The 19,448-nt window shown below is 71.8% G+C and carries 19 protein-coding genes; 14 read left to right on the top strand and 5 right to left on the bottom strand.

The window, feature by feature from the left end; translation table 11 throughout:
* Nucleotides 1-18: 18 nt before the first annotated feature.
* Nucleotides 19-684, bottom strand: coding sequence for a fasciclin domain-containing protein (locus tag IEY30_RS04075; protein ID WP_030197084.1), 666 nt, complete (start codon nt 682-684; stop codon nt 19-21).
* Nucleotides 685-795: 111 nt separating this feature from the next.
* Complete coding sequence (locus tag IEY30_RS04070; RefSeq protein WP_030197080.1) at nt 796-2,370, bottom strand: molybdopterin-dependent oxidoreductase; 1,575 nt, start codon at nt 2,368-2,370, stop codon at nt 796-798.
* Between the two features lie 92 nt (nt 2,371-2,462).
* Here IEY30_RS04070 and IEY30_RS04065 point away from each other — a divergent pair, with 92 nt between their 5' ends.
* Nucleotides 2,463-3,479 (top strand): LLM class flavin-dependent oxidoreductase, encoded by a 1,017-nt coding sequence (locus IEY30_RS04065; RefSeq protein WP_030197076.1) that lies wholly within the window; start codon nt 2,463-2,465, stop codon nt 3,477-3,479.
* A gap of 19 nt (nt 3,480-3,498) precedes the next feature.
* Here IEY30_RS04065 and IEY30_RS04060 read toward each other — a convergent pair whose 3' ends face one another.
* Nucleotides 3,499-3,942 carry a hypothetical protein gene (locus tag IEY30_RS04060; RefSeq protein ID WP_030197073.1) on the bottom strand — a complete coding sequence of 148 codons (444 nt, stop codon included), beginning with the start codon at nt 3,940-3,942 and terminating at the stop codon, nt 3,499-3,501.
* 101 nt (nt 3,943-4,043) lie between these two features.
* Between IEY30_RS04060 and IEY30_RS04055 the strand changes: the two genes are divergently transcribed.
* The 4 genes from IEY30_RS04055 to IEY30_RS04040 are packed head-to-tail and all read left to right on the top strand — an operon-like array spanning nt 4,044 to nt 7,574.
* Nucleotides 4,044-5,063 carry an ABC transporter ATP-binding protein gene (locus tag IEY30_RS04055; protein ID WP_081920445.1) on the top strand — a complete coding sequence of 340 codons (1,020 nt, stop codon included), beginning with the start codon at nt 4,044-4,046 and terminating at the stop codon, nt 5,061-5,063.
* Nucleotides 5,060-5,806, top strand: a complete 747-nt coding sequence (locus IEY30_RS04050) for an ABC transporter permease (RefSeq protein WP_030197071.1) — start codon at nt 5,060-5,062, stop codon at nt 5,804-5,806. The genes IEY30_RS04055 and IEY30_RS04050 overlap by 4 nt, the downstream gene beginning before the upstream one ends.
* A complete protein-coding gene (locus IEY30_RS04045) occupies nt 5,803-6,963 on the top strand; it encodes a sensor histidine kinase (protein WP_229674835.1) in 1,161 nt (386 codons plus the stop codon). Before IEY30_RS04050 ends, IEY30_RS04045 begins: the two co-directional genes overlap by 4 nt.
* Complete coding sequence (locus IEY30_RS04040) at nt 6,960-7,574, top strand: response regulator transcription factor (protein WP_030197059.1); 615 nt, start codon at nt 6,960-6,962, stop codon at nt 7,572-7,574. The genes IEY30_RS04045 and IEY30_RS04040 overlap by 4 nt, the downstream gene beginning before the upstream one ends.
* 25 nt (nt 7,575-7,599) lie before the next feature.
* On the opposite strand, the gene IEY30_RS04035 is transcribed toward IEY30_RS04040, so the two are convergent.
* Together IEY30_RS04035 and IEY30_RS04030 are read right to left on the bottom strand one after the other, a co-directional pair.
* Nucleotides 7,600-8,199: a class I SAM-dependent methyltransferase gene (locus IEY30_RS04035; protein WP_052358473.1), complete on the bottom strand. Its 600-nt coding sequence runs from the start codon at nt 8,197-8,199 to the stop codon at nt 7,600-7,602.
* A gap of 142 nt (nt 8,200-8,341) precedes the next feature.
* On the bottom strand, nt 8,342-8,881 hold the full coding sequence (locus IEY30_RS04030; RefSeq protein ID WP_052358472.1) for an HdeD family acid-resistance protein: 540 nt from the start codon (nt 8,879-8,881) through the stop codon (nt 8,342-8,344).
* Here IEY30_RS04030 and IEY30_RS04025 point away from each other — a divergent pair.
* The 9 genes from IEY30_RS04025 (at nt 8,880) to IEY30_RS03985 (ending at nt 19,048) form a co-directional block, all read left to right on the top strand.
* The gene (locus tag IEY30_RS04025) at nt 8,880-9,080 is read left to right on the top strand and encodes a hypothetical protein (protein WP_052358471.1); all 201 of its coding nucleotides are present in this window, start codon (nt 8,880-8,882) and stop codon (nt 9,078-9,080) included. The genes IEY30_RS04030 and IEY30_RS04025 overlap by 2 nt on opposite strands.
* 142 nt (nt 9,081-9,222) lie before the next feature.
* On the top strand, nt 9,223-10,452 hold the full coding sequence (locus IEY30_RS04020; RefSeq protein WP_030197048.1) for an ATP-grasp domain-containing protein: 1,230 nt from the start codon (nt 9,223-9,225) through the stop codon (nt 10,450-10,452).
* Between the two features lie 76 nt (nt 10,453-10,528).
* Nucleotides 10,529-11,398, top strand: coding sequence for a Type 1 glutamine amidotransferase-like domain-containing protein (locus IEY30_RS04015; protein ID WP_229674834.1), 870 nt, complete (start codon nt 10,529-10,531; stop codon nt 11,396-11,398).
* Nucleotides 11,395-12,546 carry an alpha/beta hydrolase-fold protein gene (locus IEY30_RS04010; protein ID WP_030197041.1) on the top strand — a complete coding sequence of 384 codons (1,152 nt, stop codon included), beginning with the start codon at nt 11,395-11,397 and terminating at the stop codon, nt 12,544-12,546. The genes IEY30_RS04015 and IEY30_RS04010 overlap by 4 nt, the downstream gene beginning before the upstream one ends.
* Nucleotides 12,547-12,643: 97 nt before the next feature.
* Nucleotides 12,644-13,372 (top strand): esterase family protein, encoded by a 729-nt coding sequence (locus tag IEY30_RS04005; protein ID WP_030197038.1) that lies wholly within the window; start codon nt 12,644-12,646, stop codon nt 13,370-13,372.
* Nucleotides 13,369-14,103 (top strand): glutamine amidotransferase, encoded by a 735-nt coding sequence (locus IEY30_RS04000; RefSeq protein ID WP_030197034.1) that lies wholly within the window; start codon nt 13,369-13,371, stop codon nt 14,101-14,103. The genes IEY30_RS04005 and IEY30_RS04000 overlap by 4 nt, the downstream gene beginning before the upstream one ends.
* Nucleotides 14,104-14,177: 74 nt before the next feature.
* Nucleotides 14,178-16,580: an ATP-binding cassette domain-containing protein gene (locus tag IEY30_RS03995; RefSeq protein ID WP_030197029.1), complete on the top strand. Its 2,403-nt coding sequence runs from the start codon at nt 14,178-14,180 to the stop codon at nt 16,578-16,580.
* 97 nt (nt 16,581-16,677) lie between these two features.
* The gene (locus IEY30_RS03990) at nt 16,678-17,091 is read left to right on the top strand and encodes a hypothetical protein (RefSeq protein WP_030197026.1); all 414 of its coding nucleotides are present in this window, start codon (nt 16,678-16,680) and stop codon (nt 17,089-17,091) included.
* A gap of 127 nt (nt 17,092-17,218) precedes the next feature.
* On the top strand, nt 17,219-19,048 hold the full coding sequence (locus tag IEY30_RS03985) for an ABC transporter substrate-binding protein (RefSeq protein ID WP_081920442.1): 1,830 nt from the start codon (nt 17,219-17,221) through the stop codon (nt 19,046-19,048).
* The last annotated feature ends 400 nt before the right edge of the window (nt 19,049-19,448 follow it).

Raw genomic sequence — 19,448 nt, 5'->3', positions numbered from 1 at the left:
AGCCTGGTCGGCAGACGATCAGGGCATCAGCACGCCGTCGATGATGTACACCGTGGCGTTGGCGGTCGGGACGTTGCCGCAGATGACCTTCGCGTCGGCCTTGCCGACGGTGAAGTTCTCGCCAGAGCCCTTGACCGTGATCGTGGTGCCGGCGAGCGTCTTGTGGTCGCCCGCGAGCTGGTCCGGCGAGAGCTTGCCGGCCACGACGTGGTTCGTGAGGATCTTGGTGAGGGTCGGCTTGTCGGCCAGGACCTTCTTGAGGTCGGCGGCGGGGATCTTGGCGAACGCGTCGTTGACGGGCGCGAAGACGGTGATCTCGGGGGCCGAGTTGAGGGTGTCGACGAGGCCGGCCTGCTTGACGGCGGTGACGAGCGTCGAGAGCAGCGGGTTGTTGCTCGCGGCGGTCGCGACGGGGTCGGTCGCCATGCCGTTGAACGAGCCCTTGCCGTCCTTCGGCACGGCCGCGCAGCCCTCACCGAAGACGGCGGACGAGGCGTCCATCGACTCGGAGGAGGTCATCGTGTCGGAGGGCGTGCTCGTCATGGCGTCGGAGGACGTCGCGGCGGGCGTGTTGCCGGCGCCGGCGGAAGCAGTGTTGTCGCTCGAGCTGCCACAGGCCGCGAGGCTCAGGGGCAGGGCGATGGCGAGGGCGACGAGGCCGGTACGGGTCTTCATGCTCTTCATGTCAGTCACTCCTTGTGGCTGTGTGGTGCACGGTCATCTGGGATTCGGTGCCGCTGTGGCTCCGGATTGCTTGTCGGACAAGTTTTTTCGTGGGTTCTTCGTCGTGGGCGTTCACGCGACGGTCACCACCACCTCTTGGATGCCGCTCGAACCGCTGGGGAACGGCGTGGCACGTTCGGTGATCTGGGCCTGCCCCTTGAGGTCGGTCGCGCGCACGGAGATCCGGTGCAGCCCCGGCTTGGCGTCCCACGGGAGGTACCACTGGCGCCAGTAGTCGACACCGACGTCGGGACCGAGCTTCGTTGCCTGCCAAGGGCCGTCGTCGATCTTGACCTCGACCTTGCCGACACCGCGGTGCTGGGCCCAGGCGACGCCGCCGATGGCGGTCGTGCCAGCCTTGATCGTCGAGAGCGGTGCGGGGGTGTCGATGCGGGCGCTCGTCTTGATGGGTGCGTCCGTCGCCCACTGGCGCTTCGTCCAGTAGGCCTGGTCGGCGGCATACGTCGTCAGAGTCAGCTTGGTCAGCCACTTGGTCGCGCCGACGAAGCCGTAGAGGCCGGGCGTGATGAGGCGAGCCGGGAAGCCGTGGGTGTCGCTGAGCTGGGCGCCGTTCATGCCGATGGCGATCATCGCGTCGCGGCCGTCGCGCACGACCCCGAGCGGTGTGCTGATGGTGAAGCCGTCGACGGCCGTGCTGAGCACCTGGTCGGGGCTGCCCTTGATGCCGGCGCGGTCGAGCACGTCGGTCAGGCGGACGCCGAGCCAGCGGGCGGCCCCGATGTAGCCGCCGCCGACCTCGTTGGAGACGCACGTCATCGTGATGTCGCGCTCGATGAGCGGCATCGCCGACAGCTCGGCGAAGGTCATCGTGAAGGGCTTCTCGACCATGCCGTCGACCTCGAGCGTCCAGCTGTCGACGTCGACCTTGGGCACGACGAGGTTGGTGTCGACGCGGTAGAACTTCGAGGTGGGCGTGCGCAGGGGCGAGATGCCGGAGACCTGCGTCTCCAGCCCGGTCGGCAGCGGCTTGGCCTTGTCGGCGGCAGCGGGCAGGACGATCTTCTTGACCGACTCGGCGCCGGCGCGCAGCTGACCCCCGACGGCGGCGAGGACGGACAGCGCGGTGACGCCGAGCGCGCCGCCGATGAAGCCGCGTCGTCCGGTGCCCCGCTGGGTCGCGGAGTCGGCGGCGGGGGTCATCTTCGAGCCACGAGGACCGTCGACCGTCGCCTCGTCACCCTTCGCCACGGCCGCGTCGGAGGCACGGCGGGCGAGGCGGACGAGCCAGACGAGCGTCGCCACCCCGGCGGCCATGGCGGCCAGCGCGGGCAGGACGTCGAGCGGGCGGGCGGCAGGGCGCAGCAGCGCAGCGGCACCGGCCAGGCCGGTCAGCAGCACGATGAAACCGACGGCCAGCGGCATACGGCGTCGGGCGAGGAGGCCGGCCACCGCGGCGAGGACGAGCGTCACGACGAGGACCGACCCCTGCAGGATCGCCTTGTCGTTGGTGCCGAACGTCGCGATGGCCCACTCCTTGACAGGGGTGGGGGTCAGGTCGATGACGGTCGACCCGATGGCGAGCACCGGCGACGACGCTGGAGCGAGGAAGCCCGCGACGAGGTGGCCGGCGGCGATCCCGGCCACGGCCGCGAGGATCCCGCTGAGGGCAAGTCGTAGGCGCATCATGCCGGGTGGTTCGCCGCGGGAGGCGTTCCCGGATTGTCCGGTTGCCCTTCGAAGGGCGGGAAGAGCGTCGTGACCGCGGTTGTTGACCGCACGTGAAGAACATCGGATTCCTCTCGTTCGGGCACTGGAACCCGTCGCCGCAGTCGCAGGCGCGGTCGGCCCAGGACGTCCTGCTCCAGTCCATCGACCTCGCGGTCGCGGCCGAGGAGCTGGGCGCCGACGGTGCCTACTTCCGGGTGCACCACTTCGCCCGCCAGCTCGCGTCGCCGTTCCCGCTGCTCGCCGCGGTCGGCGCTCGCACGAGCCGGATCGAGATCGGGACCGGCGTCATCGACATGCGCTACGAGAACCCGCTCTACATGGTCGAGGACGCCGGCGCCGCGGACCTCATCTCCGGCGGCAGGCTCCAGCTCGGCATCAGCCGTGGGTCACCCGAGCAGGTCGTCGACGGCTACCGCTACTTCGGCTACGAGCCCACCGACGGCGACCACGCCGCGATGGCGCGCCAGCACACCGAGGTCTTCCTCGAGGTCCTGTCGGGCCGGGGCTTCGCCGAGCCGAACCCGCGGCCGATGTTCCCCAACCCGCCGGGCCTGCTCCGCATCGAGCCGCACTCGCCGGGTCTGCGCGACCGCATCTGGTGGGGTGCCGGCAGCCGGGCGACCGCCGAGTGGACGGCGCAGCAGGGCATGAACCTCATGAGCTCGACGCTGCTGACCGAGGACACGGGCGTGCCCTTCCACCGCCTGCAGGCCGAGCAGATCCAGCGCTTCCGCGACGCGTGGAAGGCGGCCGGCCACGAGCGCGAGCCGCGGGTGTCGGTCAGCCGCAGCGTCTTCCCCATCGTCAGCGACGTCGACCGGGCGTACTTCGGTCGCGAGTCGGCCAGCCAGGACCAGGTCGGCATCATCGACGGCGGCACGGCGCGCTTCGGCAAGACGTATGCCGGCGAGCCCGACCAGCTCGTCCGTGACCTCGCCGAGGACGAGGCGGTCGCGGCCGCCGACACCCTGCTCATCACGGTGCCCAACCAGCTCGGCGTCGACTACAACGCGCACGTCATCGAGAGCCTGCTGACGCACGTCGCGCCGGAGCTCGGCTGGCGCTGACCGCCGCGGTCGGGCGCCGTCAGCCGCGGGCGAGCAGCTTGCGCAGGGCGGTGCCGTAGGCGGCGCGCGCCACCGTGGCGACGACGCGATCGAGCACGGCCGGCACGCCCCGCACGTTGATCTGCTGCCTCCAGACGACCGTCGACCCCGCCGCGGTCGGGGTCACCGACAGGTCGATCGCGCCGCGGACGACCTTGCCCTCCTTGCGGATCCGCGCGGTCCCCGCCGTCGTCGGGGTCGGAGGGACGATGCTGTCGACGACCATGACGTCGTCGAAGCCGACCGGGCCGAGTCCCGTCCGGGCCACGAAGCGCGACCCGTCGACGAGGTCGCTCGCCGCCATGGCGTCCCCGGTCACGGTGGTGAGTGGGATGACGGCGGTGTGCGCGCGCAGGTCGAGCACGCGGCGCCACGCCTCGGGGGCGGTCAGCGGTGGGACGAGGTGCACCTCGAAGTCGGCCATGCCGACAGTCTCTCCGGTCGCGGCTCCCGTGACACCTGTCATGGCCACGTCGTGACGCCTGCTGCTGCCGCGAGGCGGTGTCCGCACGGGAGAGTGGGGCCATGACCACATCACCCATCTCCGTCGCCGGGGCCTCGGGGGCCTCGGCGGTCGAGCTGCGCGGCCTCGTCAAGACGTTCGCGCCGGCCCGTCGCTCCCACGACACCGAGGTCCGCGCCGTCGACGGCATCGACCTGCGCATCGAGGCCGGCGAGATCGTCGCCTTCCTCGGGCCGAACGGCGCCGGCAAGACGACGACCCTCGACATGGTGCTCGGCCTCACCGAGCCGACGAGCGGCACCGCCGAGGTCTTCGGCCGCCGCCCGCGTGAGGCGGTCATCGGCGGGCACGTGTCCGCGGTCCTGCAGACCGGAGGCCTGCTGCGCGACCTCACCGTGCGCGAGACGGTCCGCATGGTCGCGTCGACGTATGCCGTCACGACCCCTGTCGACGAGGTGATCGAGCGTGCCGGGCTGGCCGCGCTCGCCGACCGGCGCGTGTCGAAGTGCTCGGGCGGCGAGCAGCAGCGGCTGCGGTTCGCCCTGGCGCTGCTGCCCGACCCGCGGCTGCTCGTCCTCGACGAGCCGACGGCGGGCATGGACGTCACGGCGCGGCGCGACTTCTGGGACACGATGCGCGCCGACGCCGGCACCGGACGCACGGTGGTCTTCGCGACGCACTACCTCGAGGAGGCCGACGCCTTCGCCGACCGCATCGTCCTCGTCGCCGGCGGCCGCATCGTCGCCGACGGCACGACCGCCGAGATCCGGGCCCGGGCGAGCGGCCGCACCGTGTCGGCGACGATGCCGGCCGGCTCGGTCGCCACCAGCGTCGCGCGGCTGCGCGGCGTCGACGGTGTGCGCGACGTCGAGGAGCGCGGCTCGCGCGTCGTCGTCACCGCGACCGACTCCGACGCCGTGGCCCGCCTGCTGCTGCTCGAGCTCGGCGGCACCGACCTCGAGATCGTCACCGCCGGCCTCGAGCAGGCGTTCATGACCCTGACCGGCGACGACCGGCCCGTCCCTCCCGGCACTGCCCACACCGGCGGCACCCACCGCACCGAGAGCGAGCTCGTCCGATGAACGCCACCTTCACGCTGCTCGAGATGCGGCGGATCACCCGCGACTGGGCGGGCATGTTCTTCACCGCCGTGCTGCCGGCGTTCTTCTACCTCATCTTCGGCGCGACGGTCGACGCCAAGGACGCGAGCATCGGCAACGGCAACGTCGCGATGTACGTCATGATCAGCATGGCCGCCTACGGCGCCGTCACCGCGACGACGAGCATCGGCGGCAACGCGGCCGTCGAGCGCCAGCAGGGCTGGGGCCGTCAGCTCGGCCTGACGCCGCTCGCCGACTCGTCCTACATCGCCATGAAGGCGCTCATCGCGATGACCGTCGCCGCGGTGCCGATCCTGCTGACCTTCACCCTCGGCGCCATCACCGGTGCCCGCGGGTCGATGCGGGCCTGGGCCCTCAGCGCGGTCCTGTGCCTGGTCGGCTCGGCGGTCTTCGCCGTCTACGGTCTCCTCGTGGGCACGGCATTCCGCTCCGAGGCCGCCGTCGGCGCCGCGAGCGGCACGATGGTGATCTTCGCCTTCCTCGGCAACCTCTTCATCCCCCTGTCGGGCACGCTGCTGGCGTTCGCGAAGTTCACGCCGCTCTACGGGTATGCCGCCCTGGCGCGCTACCCGCTCACCGAGGGCTACCTGCCCGACGGGTCGCAGGACCCGCTGTGGCTGCCGATCGTCAACGTGCTCGCCTGGCTCGCCATCTTCGGGACCGCCGCCGTGCTCCTCGTCCGTCGCGGGCGGGAGCGCCAGTGACCGAGCAGGTCAGCGCCGAGACCTCGCCCGCCGAGCCGGCGGGCGGGGCGGCGGCGAACGGGGCACTGGCGACCGGGGCGCCGGGCCGCAACCCGTGGGAGCGCTACGGCTGGGTCGTGCGCGGGGTGTGGCTCGTCTTCCTCGTCTTCCCCGTCATCGCCCTCGTCGGGGCGCCGCGCCCGGCGTGGCAGGTCGTCGTCGGGCTCGTCCTCGTCGTCGTCTTCGCCGTGGCCTACGTCCTGGGGTCGAGCCACCTCGAGCGGATGGGCCGCCGCGGGCCGTCGACGACGCGCGGGGCGGTCGCCTACCTCGCGCTCCTGCTGGCGTGCACCGTCGGCTCGGCCCTGATCATCGGGGCCAACAGCCTCGGCTTCCTGCCCTTCGTCGTCGCCTTCGGGATGTTCGCCCTGCCGATCCTGCCGGCGATCGGCCTGGGCGTGGTGGCCACCGTCGTGGCCGGCGCCGCCGCGGTCGTCACCGATCCCGGCGAGGGCACGTGGAGCGTCGCCATCATCGTCTTCGCGGTCGGGGTCATGACCGGGGGCGTGCGGGTCGTCGCCGACCGGGGCGAGCAGTACGAGCGGATGTCGCGCGACCTCGCCATCGTCGAGGAGCGCGAACGCGTGGCCCGTGACGTCCACGACGTGCTCGGCCACTCGCTCACCGTCGTCACGGTCAAGGCCGAGCTGGCCGAGCGGCTCGTCGACCTCGACCCGGAGCGCGCCAAGGGCGAGCTCGCCGAGATCCAGGCGCTCAGCCGCCAGGCGCTCGCGGAGATCAGGGCCACCGTCGGAGGGCTCCGGGTCGCTCGCCTCTCCGACGAGCTCGCCTCTGCCCGAACGGCGCTCGCAGGCGCCGGCATCGAGGCGCACGTGCCCGACGACCCGTCCGTCGTCGACCCCCGGCACCGCACGGTGCTCGCCTGGGTGCTGCGCGAGGCGACGACCAACGTCGTGCGGCACAGCGACGCCGACGAGTGCTGGGTCGAGCTCGCGACGAACCGCCTGACGGTGCGCGACGACGGACGGGGGCTCGGCGTGCGGCCCGAGGGCAACGGCATACGTGGTCTGCGTGAGAGGGTCGGGGCCGCGGGAGGTCGACTCTCGATCGAGACCGGCCCAGAGGGCCACGGGACCGTGCTGGAGGTGACGCTGTGAGCGGGACGATCAAGGTGCTGCTCGCCGACGACCAGGCCCTCGTGCGAGGGGCGCTCGCGGCGCTGCTGGCGCTCGAGCCCGACCTCGAGGTCGTCGCCGAGGTCGGCCGCGGGGACGAGGTCGTCGACGCCGCGCGCGCCTCGGGCGCCGACGTGTGCCTGCTCGACATCGAGATGCCCGGCATCGACGGCATCGCCGCGGCAGGCCAGGTCCGCGCGGCGCTCCCGGCCGTGCGCACGCTCGTCGTGACGACGTTCGGACGGCCCGGCTACCTGCGGCGCGCGCTCGAGGCGGGCGCGTCCGGCTTCGTCGTCAAGGACACCCCGGCGCGCCAGCTCGCCGAGGCGGTCCGCCGCGTGCACGCAGGGCTGCGGGTCGTCGACCCGTCGCTCGCCACCGAGTCGCTCGTCGACGGCGTCAACCCGCTCACCGCGAGGGAGCGTGAGGTGCTCGCCGTCGCGCTGCGCGGAGGCACGGTGGCGGCCATCGCCGGCGTCGTGCACCTGTCGCAGGGGACGGTCCGCAACCACCTCAGCTCGGCGATCGGCAAGACGGGCACGTCGACCCGCGCCGAGGCCGCCCGCGTCGCCCAGGAGCGCGGCTGGCTCTGACGAGCCCCCGCCGCTCGGTCACCCGTCAGGAGACGACGACGCGCGCCCACTGGTAGTGCCCGCCGTCGGTGAAGTGCGTCCACGTGTCGAAGGCGACGACCTCACCGACCCCGCCCAGCAGCCCGCGAAGCTCCTCGTCGGTGCGGCTGCGGAAGTAGCGCCCGCCGTCGTCGGTCCACTCGCCGCTCGTGTCGGCGCCCCACACCCCGACCTCGAGCAGACCCCCGGGCCGCACGACCCGGCGCAGCTCGGCGAGCGCCGTCACCACCTCGTCGCCGGGCAGGTGCATCAGGGTGCTCATGGTCCAGCCGGCGTCGAAGGAGTCGTCCGCGAAGGGCAGGTCGGTCGCCGACGCGACGTGCGCGTCGAGCCCCAGCCCGCGGCAGAGGTCGACGGCGGCCGGGGTCAGGTCGACCCCGCTGTAGGCGACGCCGGCCCCTGCGATCCGGAAGCCGTCGCGCCCGGCGCCGCAGCCGACCTCGACCACCGACCCGAGACCCTCGGCCCGGAGGTGCTCGACGAACGCCGTCAGCCGCTGCTCGCGCTCGTCGTCGAGCGGCCGGGTGGCACGCTCGGCCATCTCCCGCTCGTAGTAGTCCACCAGCCGGGCCGCGACGTCGCTCATGCGCGACAACCTAGCCATCGTCGGTCTTCGGAAGGGCCGGCCGAGGTGAACGTGGAGGTTCGCACCCCGCTGAGGGGGTGCGAACCTCCACGCTGTCGTGCGCCGTCGTGGCGGCGTGTGCCCTCGGGCGTGGCGTATGCCGTCAGGCCGGGGCGGGTGCCGCCGTGCTGCCGGTGCCCGCACCGGTGCCGGCGGCACGGCGGGCCATGAAGGCCGTGACGAGCTCGGCGATGCCGATGAGGATGAGCATGATGCCGGCGAGCCGCGCGAGCAGCACGAGCGAGGATCCCGGGAAGACCGCGACGACGAAGCCGGCGATGATCGAGACGACGCCGCTGACGATGAGGAAGACGCGCGCGCCGGTCGAGCGGTCCGAGCCGAAGCCCTGGGCGAGGGCGGCGATGCCCTCGGCGATCCAGCCGGCGGCGATGAAGATCGCGATGACGAAGAGCGAGGTGCCCGGCCGGAAGAGGCAGATGATGCCGGCGATGATCGACAGCACGCCGAGCACCATCGAGACGGGCTTCAGCCAGCCCGGCTCGCTCGGCAGGTCGCGGCTCACCGAGAGGCGCACGGCGCCGGCCACGATGAGCTGCAGGCCGAAGGTGATCGCCACGACCAGCAGCGTCGCCTTGGGCCAGACGAGGACGAGCACGCCGAGGACGACGGACAGGATGCCCATGGCGATGAGGGCGCCCGACCACCCGGACGAGGTCGAGGCGACGGCCCAGCTGCTCGAGGCCGCGGCCTCTCGGCGGGTCCGTGGCTCCGACCCCGATGACGACGATGACGACGAGGCTGGCGACGGGTCGACGGGATCGGTCGGGTCGGGTGACGCGGGGTTCGGGACCGTGCTCGACATGCTTCCTCCTGAGGGGTGAGGTCCTGCCCGAGGTGCGGCGCCTCCAGTCTGGCTCCCGACGCGCGCGGGCGCCCGCTTTTCGCGCGCGACCCGCCCGGCGGCATACGGCCGCGGGCGTCGGTCCATGGCAACCGCTCCGGAGGACCGATAGCGTCGGCGAGGTGAACATCATCTTCGTGGAGCCGTCGTTCCCGGCGAACCAGCGCCGCTTCGTGCACGCGCTCGCGTCGGTGGGCGCCAACGTCTACGGCATCGGCGAGACCGATGAGCACGACCTCGACGACGAGGTGCTCGGGGCGCTGCGCGGCTACTACCGCGTCGGCAACGTCACCGACGTCGACCAGATGGTCGAGGCGGTCCGCTACTTCCAGGACAAGGTGTGGATCGACGCCCTCGAGGCCGTCGTCGAGTCGCACACGATGACCGCCGCGCAGGTGCGCGAGGCGTGCGGCATCCCTGGCACGAGCGTGCGCACGACGTGGCTGTGCCGCGACAAGCCGTCGATGAAGGAGGCGCTCCGGCAGGCCGGCGTCCCCACTGCGGCCAGCGCCGCCGTCGACTCGGCCGCCGAGGCGCGCGCGTTCGCCGAGCGCGAGGGCTACCCGCTCATCCTCAAGCCGCGCGCGGGCGCCGGCGCCCAGGGCACGGTCCGCGTCGACAGCGACCACGACCTCGAGCAGGCGCTCGCGGCCTACGGTCGCGAGGGCCAGAGCTCGATCGCCATCGAGGAGTTCGTCGAGGGCCACGAGGGCTTCTACGACACCATCACCCTCGACGGGCACGTCGTGCACGACTGGGCGACGCACTACTACCCCAACGTCCTCGAGGCGATGCGCCACCGCTGGATCTCGCCGCAGTTCATCACGACCAACCGCATCGACGAGCCGGGCAACGCCTTCTACGCCGAGGTGCGCGACCTCGGCCGCCGCGTCATCGAGGCGCTCGGCATCGAGACGTCGGCGACGCACATGGAGTGGTTCTTCGGCCCGAAGGGCCTGAAGTTCAGCGAGATCGGTGCCCGGCCGCCGGGCGTCGGCGCGTGGGACGTCTACTCCGCGGCCAACGACGTCGACGTCTACCGCGAGTGGGCGCACGTCATCACCCACGGTGCGCCCGAGCAGCAGATGCAGAGGTCGTATGCCGCGGGCATCGTCGCGCTGCGGCCTGACCGCGACGGAGCGGTGACCGGCTACTCCGGCATCGACGAGATCCGGTCGCGCTACGGCGAGTGGATCATCGACGGCCACTTCCCGCCGGTCGGGCACGGCACCCAGGCGGTCGAGGCCGGCTACATGGCCAACGCGTGGGTGCGTCTGCGCCACCCCGACTTCGACACGGCGCGCGCCATGCTCGACGACGTGGGTGGCACGATCCACATGCACGCGGGCTGAGCGGCTGAGTCACCAGTTCATGTCGACGACGATTCTCCTTGGGCCCCAACGGTTCACGACGACGGTCGGGTCCACGGTGCGCTCCCTGGACATCAACGGCCGCATCGCGATGGTCAACTCCGGCTGGGAGGAGCGCGAGTCCGACGACGGCGAGCTCGCCGGCCACCTCGACGGTCGGGGCGTCAACCTGCGCCTGCACCACCGGATGCTCGACGTGCTGGGCAAGGACGAGCAGGTCGCCGCGGCGGCGCTCGCCTTCCGCGACCGCATGGACGAGCTGCGCGCCTTCTACGGCATCCGGCTCCAGGCGGCCATCGACGCGGTGCAGGCGGTCTCGCACCGCACGTCCATCCATGCGGTGGGTCCTGTCGCGGAGGAGGCCGCGATCGAGGCCGTCCGTGACGTCGACCGGTGGTATGCCGCCCAGCTCGACGAGCTCTACCGCGCGGTCCGTGCCACCGCGGCTCCCGACGAGAACGGCACCATCGGCTGGCACCGCGGCGAGATCGGGGCGGTGCTCGACGAGGTCGAGGCCGTCGTCATCGCCGGCGGCAACGTGCGCACGCTGCTGTGGACGCTGCGCTTCTTCGACGTGACGCTCAGGCCCGAGCAGACCGTGGTCGCATGGTCGGCCGGGGCGATGGCGCTGACCGACGAGGTCATCCTCTTCCACGACTTCAGCCCGCAGGGCGTCACCGCTGCCGAGGTGCACGACAGGGGCCTCGGCCGGCTGCCCGGCATCATCGCCCTGCCGCACGCCAAGCGGCGCCTGCACCTCGACGACCGCGACCGGATGTCGGTGCTGGCCAGGCGTTTCGCCGAGCACCGCCTGCTTCTGCTCGACGACGGGGCGGTCGTGCGCTTCCCCGACGGCGCGACCGACCTGCCGGCTGGAGCCCGCGTCATCGACCGTGCCGGCCACGTCTCCGTGGTGGGCGCCGCATGAGCGCCATGGAGCGCCTCGCCGTCAACCGGCTGCGCGAGCGGCTGCCGCTCGACGGCCCGACGATCGACCGCTTCGTCGAGCGCTACGGCTGCCCGATCATCGAGGGCGAGCGCGCGACCTTCCTCTACCGCGGCGACGTCGACGAGGTCTGGGTGCGGCACCGGGTGATCGGTCTGCCGGACCCCTTGCCGCTCAAGCGGATCGGCGACTCCGACCTGTGGGCCGTCACGACGGTGCTCCCCGAGGGCTCTCGGGTGGAGTACCAGATCGAGATCCGCAAGGGCGAGCACTACGAGCGGTTCAACGACCCGCTCAACCCCCGGCTCGCCCACAGCCCGATGGGCTCCTCGTCGGTGTGCGCGGCGATCGGCTACCGCGTGCCGGAATGGGCGGTCTTCGACCCGGAGGCCCGCGAGGGAACGCTCGTCGAGGAGCAGGTGCGCAGCAAGGCGCTGCGCCGCGACCAACCGGTCCAGATCTACCTGCCGGCCCGCTTCAACCGGGCCCAGCGCTACCCGCTGCTCGTCGTCCACGACGGCACCGACTACCTCCAGTTCGCGGCGATGAAGACCGTGCTCGACAACCTCATCCACCGCCTCGACATCGACCCGCTCGTCGCGGTCTTCGTGCCGCCGCGCGACCGGCTCAAGGAGTATCCGAACCACGCGCCGCACGCCCGGTTCATCGCGCGCGAGCTCGTGCCGCTGCTCACCGAGCGGCTGCCGCTCGTCGACACCCCGGAGGCTCGCTGCCTCATGGGTAGCTCGTTCGGTGGCATCGCCGCCCTTTCGACCGCAGTGCGCTACCCCGGCTTCTTCGGCTCCCTCCTGCTCCAGTCGGCGTCGCTCGTCTTCACCGACATCGGCTTCGACCACGGCGGCGGCCCGGCCTTCGACCCGGTCGTGAAGTTCGTCAACCGGTTCCGTGAGAAGCCGACCGCCGTCGTCGACCGGATCTTCATGTCGTGCGGCGTCTACGAGCCGCTCATCACCCCGAACCGGTCGATGGTGCCGGTCTTCCGCCACACCGGCATGCGCGTGCGCTACACGGAGTCGCGCGACGGCCACAACTGGGAGAACTGGCGCGACCGTCTCGGCGACGGGCTGTCGTGGCTCTTCCCCGGACCCCAGAAGTTCGTCTACGAGTGAAAACGCACGGGGGCTCCCGGCCGCGAGCGGCCTGCGCCCCCGTGTTCCCCCGAAGACCCGCTCGGCTGAGTTGGCCGGCACACAGAGAGGCAACCCGATGAAGGTGACCGACCGGTGGTACTCCGACCGTCTGGGCCAGGACATCAGCGTCGCGAGGTGGGGCACCTACGGCGCGCCCGTCCTGCTCTTCCCGACCGCGGGCGGTGATGCGGAGGAGGTCGAGCGGCACCACATGATCGCCCACCTCGAGCCGCTCATCTCCGCCGGACGCGCCAAGGTCTACTCCGTCGACAGCGTCGCCGGACGGGCCCTGGCCCAGCACCGTGGATCCGTCGACTACCGCCTCTCGCTCTTCAACGCCTTCCACGAGACGATCGCCCGCGAGGTCATCCCCGCGATCCACTCCGACCTCGGCGGCCACCACGTCCCGGTCACCGTCGCGGGCGCCTCCATCGGGGCCTTCAACGCCCTCGCCATCACGTGCCGCTACCCCGAGCTCGTGCACTCCGCGGTGTGCATGAGCGGGACGTATGCCATCGAGCAGTTCCTCGGCGGACACGTCAACGAGGACCTCTACTTCAGCTCACCGCTGCGCTTCCTGCCCGGGCTCGAGGGGCCCGCCCTGGACCAGCTGCGCACCCGGATGGTCGTCCTCGCCTCGGGCAGCGGCCGGTGGGAGGACGTCGGTGAGTCGCGCGCCGTCGCCGACGTGCTCGGCAGCAAGGGCATCCCCAACCGCGTCGACGACTGGGGCCCGTCCTACGACCACGACTGGCCCACGTGGTGGGCGATGCTCCCGCTCTACCTCGACGACCTGCTCCCGTGACGGGACGCCCCTTCCTGCTCCTCACCTCCCGCGTCGACGACGCCCTCGCCGAGCAGGAGCGCGCCGCGTTCCTGCGGCTGACCGGCCTCCCCGCCGAGCGGGTCGTGCACGTGCGCCTCGAGCAGGGTCCCGTCCTGCCCGTGGACGTGACGGCATACTCAGGCGTCGTGCTGGGCGGCAGCCCCTTCACGGTCAGCGAGCCCGAGTCGGCGAAGTCGCCCACCGAGCGCCGCGTCGAGGACGAGCTGGCCGAGCTCGTGCGCGAGCTCGTCGAGCGGGAGGTGCCCTACCTCGGCCTCTGCTACGGCGTCGGCGCGACGAGCCTCGCGCTCGGCGGCGTCGTCGACCGGACCTACGGCGAGCCCGTCGGCACGACGACCGTCCGCGTCACCGACGGCGGCCGCGACGACCCGATCTTCGGCGCGCTTCCTCCCACGTTCGACGCCTTCGTCGGCCACAAGGAGGCCGCGACCGAGCCACCACCCGGAGCCGTCGTCGTCGCGACGAGCGACGCCTGCCCGGTGCAGGCCTACCGGATCGGGCCGTGCGCGTGGGTCACCCAGTTCCACCCCGAGCTGGAGGCGGAGACCTTCGTCGAGCGCATCCGGGCCTACGCCCACCTCGGCTACTTCCGGCCCGACGAGCAGGACGCGATCATCGAGCGCGTGCACCGGGCCGACGTCTCGGCCGCCCACGACGTCCTGCGCCGCTTCGTCGCCGAGTTCGCCTGATACGCCAGACGGCCCGTGCGCAAGATGTACAAACCAGGGGGCCGCGGGGGTGCCCGGCGTCGTAGCGTACGAGCATGGAGACGAAGAGCAGCGCCGCCCGCCCCTCCTCGGTCGGGACCGGCGGTTCGCATCCGGCCGACGTCCACGACACGATTCGCGTCGACGGCGCTCGCGAGAACAACCTCAAGGACGTCAGCCTCGAGCTGCCCAAGCGCCGGCTGACCGCCTTCACCGGCGTCTCCGGCTCGGGCAAGAGTTCGCTCGTCTTCGCGACCATCGCCGCCGAGTCGCAGCGGTTGATCAACGAGACCTACAGCGCGTTCGTCCAGGGCTTCATGCCGTCGCTGGCCCGTCCCGAGGTCGACCGCCTCGAGGGGCTGACGACGGCGATCATCGTCGACCAGGAGCGGATGGGCGCCAACCCGCGCTCGACCGTCGGCACCGCCACCGACGCCAACGCCATGCTGCGGATCCTCTACAGCCGCATCGGGACCCCGCACATCGGTCCGCCCACCGCCTTCGCCTTCAACGTCCCGACGCGCGTCGCGAGCGGGGTCATGAAGACCGATCGCGGCAACCGCACGGAGACCTCGATCGTGCGCGAGGCCGTCTACCAGGGCGGCATGTGCCCGCGCTGCGAGGGGATGGGGTCGATCAACGACTTCGACCTCACCGCCATCTACGACGAGTCCAAGTCGCTCGCCGAGGGCGCCCTGCTCGTCCCCGGCTACAGCATGGACGGCTGGTACGGCCGGATCTTCAGCGGCGCAGGCCTGCCCTTGGACAAGCCGATCGCGAAGTTCACCGACAGGCAGCGGCAGAAGCTGCTCTACGGCGAGCCGGAGAAGATCAAGGTCGAGGGCGTCAACCTCACCTACGAGGGCGTCCTGACCAAGGTGCAGAAGTCGATGCTGTCCAAGGACCTCGACGCGATGCAGCCGCACGTGCGCCGGTTCGTCGAGCGGGCCGTCACCTTCACCACGTGCCCGGACTGCAACGGCACCCGCCTGTCCAAGGAGGCGCTGTCCTCGAAGGTCAGGGGCAAGAACATCGCCGAGCTGTGCTCGATGCAGATCAGCGACCTCGCCGTGTGGCTGCGCGACCTCGACGAGCCGTCGGTCGCGCCGCTGCTGCGCGGGCTGCAGCACCTGCTCGACTCGTTCGCCGACATCGGCCTCGGCTACCTCTCGCTCGACCGCCCCGCCGGCACGCTCTCGGGCGGCGAGGCCCAGCGCACCAAGATGATCCGCCACCTCGGCTCCTCGCTCACCGACGTGACCTACGTCTTCGACGAGCCGACCATCGGCCTGCACCCGCACGACATCGCGCGGATGAACCAGCTGCTCCTCCAGCTGCGCGACAAGGGCAACACCGTCCTCGTCGTCGAGCACAAGCCGGAGACCATCGCCATCGCCGACCACGTCGTCGACCTCGGTCCGGGCGCTGGCACCGCGGGCGGCGAGGTCGTCTACGAGGGGACCGTCGAGGGCCTGCGCGGCAGCGACACCGTCACCGGCCACCACCTCGACGACCGGGTGAGCCTCAAGGAGTCGCTGCGCGAGGCGTCCGGCGCGATGGAGGTGCGCGGCGCCTCGACGCACAACCTGCGCGACGTCGACGTCGACATCCCGCTCGGGGTGCTCTGCGTCGTCACCGGCGTCGCCGGCTCGGGCAAGAGCTCGCTGATCCACGGCTCGGTCGCCAAGCGCGACGGTGTCGTCGTCGTCGACCAGGGCGCGATCCGCGGCTCGCGCCGGAGCAACCCGGCCACCTACACCGGCCTGCTCGAGCCGATCCGCAAGGCCTTCGCCAAGGCCAACGGCGTCAAGCCTGCCCTCTTCAGCTCCAACTCGGAGGGTGCCTGCCCGGCCTGCAACGGCGCCGGCGTCATCTACACCGAGCTCGGCGTCATGGCGACCGTCGAGTCGACGTGCGAGGAGTGCGAGGGTCGCCGCTTCCAGGCCGCCGTGCTCGACTACGAGCTCGGTGGCCGCAACATCGCCGAGGTGCTCGCGATGCCTGTGACCGAGGCGCTCGACTTCTTCGCCGAGGGCGAGGCTCGCACCCCGGCCGCGCACACGGTCCTCGCGCGCCTCGCCGACGTCGGCCTCGGCTACCTCACGCTCGGCCAGCCGCTGACGACGCTGTCCGGTGGGGAGCGCCAGCGCCTCAAGCTCGCCGCGCAGATGGCCGAGAAGGGTGACGTCTACGTCCTCGACGAGCCGACGACCGGACTGCACCTCGCCGACGTCGAGAACCTCCTCGGCCTGCTCGACCGGCTCGTCGACTCGGGCAAGTCGGTCGTCGTCATCGAGCACCACCAGGCGGTCATGGCCCACGGCGACTGGATCATCGACCTCGGACCGGGCGCCGGCCACGACGGCGGCACCGTCGTCTTCGAGGGGACGCCCGCCGACCTCGTCGCGGGTCGCTCGACGCTGACCGGGGAGCACCTCGCCGCCTACGTCGGAGCCTGAGCGGGCTCGCCCGGGGCCGAGGGGTATCACCGCGACCGTCGGCGTCCTCTGAGGAGACAGGGTCCGTGGGGTCGGGCCCTTCCCGGAAGGACGACTCATGAGCGTGACCGACGTGTTCCCCCTCATCAAGGCGCCCGAGGCGTGGCCCGTGCCCGTCGTCGCGACCATGGCCATGGTCTGCCTCGCCGGCCTCGACCTGACGGGGGCGCTCTTCGCCAAGGAGTGGGCCGAGAACGGCAGCGTCCGCGCGCTCGTCCTCGGCGCAGGCGTCTTCCTCGTCCTCTTCTGGGTGTATGCGTCGTCGCTGAGGTACGCCGAGCTCGCCCTCGTCACGATGGGCTGGGTCGTCATGCTCCAGGTGGGGCTCGTCCTCATCGACCGCTGGCGCTACGGCGTGGAGCTGCCGACGGGCAAGTGGGTCGCCATCGGGGTCGTGCTCGTCGCGCAGGCCTATCTCGTTCTCGCGCCGAGCGCGTCGCAGGCGACCACCGCGGCGGGTGGCGGCGGCTAGACTCCGGACCACGGGCAGGGGTGCTCCGGGTCGCCGTCGGTGCCGCTCGCCGTGTTGCTCCCTGTGCCCGCCGCAGTCCCGAGTCCGGCCCGGTCGACACCAGGCCGGGTGCCCCCGAAGGAAGTCCATGCGTCGACGTCTCGTCCGCCCCGCGATGGTGGCGACGGTCGGCGTGCTCGCGCTCGGCACCGCCGCCTGCACGACGGCCACCACCGATGCGACGCCGCTGGCCAGCACGCCCGCCGGTGCGGTGACGCCGGGCACGGGAGCGACGACCCAGGCTCCCACCACGGCATCCCCGCCGCTCGTCGTCGGCGCCGTCTTCGACCACACGACCCTCGACCCGACGCGGCAGTTCGACCGCAGCGGCTCGATGCTGACGCACGCGCTCTACGAGACGCTGACGACGCTCGACCCCGACGACCCGACGAAGGTCGTGCCAGGGATGGCCGAGTACACCCTCTCCCCCGAGGGACGCTGGCTCACGCTGCGCCTGCGCAAGGGGCTCGTCTTCTCCGATGGCACGCCCGTCACCACCGACGACGTCATCTTCACCCTCGAGCGGGCCAAGGGGCTGTCGGGTCCGGCCGCCTCGATCATCGGCACGGTCTCGACGACCAAGGTCGACGACCGCACCTTCACGCTCAGCTCGACGGGCTCGAACTTCGCCCTGCCGGCGATCCTCGCCAACCCCGCCTTCGGCATCCTCAACTCCTCGGCGGTCAAGGCCCACGGTGGCACCATCGGACCGGCCGACACTGCGGGCGGCTACCTCTCGCAGCACTCGGTGGGGTCGGGCCCCTACGTCATCGACAGCGCGCGCGGCAGCTCGGAGGTGCGGCTCAAGGCCAACCCGCTGTGGCGAGGGACCAAGCCCGCCTTCCCCGAGATCGTCGTGCGCAACCTCGACCCGAAGCGCCAGCTCTCCGAGCTGCGGTCGGGTGGCATCGACCTCGCCCTCGACCTGTCGCCGAGCCAGTCCGAGGCCGTCACGGGGGAATCCTCCTCGACGATCACCGTGACATCGATGCGCTCGAAATCGCTCGTCTACCTCGCGCTGAACCGCAACGCCTCGCTCAACCGGTGGACGGCCGACCCGAACTTCGCCGAGGCGGTGCGCCGTGGCCTCGACCGTGAGGCGCTGAGTCGCGTCGCGGCCGGCTCGACCCCGGCGGCGGGCCTGATCCCCGCAGGCCTCGTCGGGGCGCTCGAGGACCTCGCGCCCTCACCGGCGCCCACCACCTCCGGCACCGGTGACGCGGGCACGGGCACCCCGGCCCCGTCCTCGACGACCTCGCTCACGACCTCCCCGCCGACCGGCACCTCCGCCACGTCGGCCTCCACGGCGACACCGGGCGGCGCCGTGACGACCGGGCCCAACGGCATGCCGACTCCCGTGGTGACGCTGCCGCTCGTGTCCGCGCGTGACCTCGCGGCCGCCAAGGCGGCGCTGCGCCGGTCGGGCTACCGGGGGCAGCCGATCCCGCTGTCGTATGCCGCCGACCTGCCGATCCAGGGGATCCCGACGAGTGCGCTCGCCGTGGCCGTGCGTTCCGAGCTGGCCCAGGTGGGCATCAAGGTGCAGCTCAACCCCGCGCCGGCCGCCGAGGCGCTCGCCGCCTACCGGTCCGGGCGCAGTGCCTTCAGCCTGTGGAGCTGGAGCCCTGACTTCCCGGACCCCGAGAACTACCTCGCCTTCGCGCCGGGTGAGCTCGTCGGCTCACGGGCCGTGTGGGAGCGTGGCACTGACCAGGTCATCGACGACCTCACCGAGGCGGCGCGCGCGTCCGTGGGCGACAACCGTGCGGGGGCGTATGCCGCGTGGCAGCTCGCGATGAACGAGCGCAGCCCGTTCGTCCCCCTGCTTCAGCCCTCGACGCGCTTCGCGAGCGGCGAGCGGGTGACGGCCGTGCCCGGCAACCCGGTCTGGACCGTCGATCTGGCTCGGATCCGGTGACGCCGCAGGGGCTTTCGGGCTGGTAGGAGCGCCGGCCACCGCCCGGTTTTGAGATCTCCGGGGCCTCCATGTAACGTTCTCCTCGTCAGCCCGACAGGGCGAAACGGACGCCACCGCGGAGCGAGTCATCGCCAGCGAAGTTGGCCGGTCCCGGGGCTGACCAGCACGGTCCGAACCACTCCGGTTGATCCGGTACAGTTCGGTGAGCACAAACCGCTGACACCAAGCGGGTCCAAATCGGGCAATCTGAGATTGTTTCACGGTTTTGACTCCCAAGCTTGAGGCGTGTAAGTTTGAAGGGTTGCCCCGGATGCCTCCTCGCGGAGGTGGTTGATGGTGTGTGTCCGATTCTTGAGAACTCAACAGCGTGTCAAAAATCGATGCCAATTACCTCGTCCCG

Source organism: Terrabacter tumescens (assembly GCF_014646815.1).
Taxonomy (GTDB): Bacteria; Actinomycetota; Actinomycetes; order Actinomycetales; family Dermatophilaceae; genus Terrabacter; species Terrabacter tumescens.
Note: the sequence above shows the minus strand (reverse complement) of the source record. Positions and strands in the feature narration are given on the sequence as shown.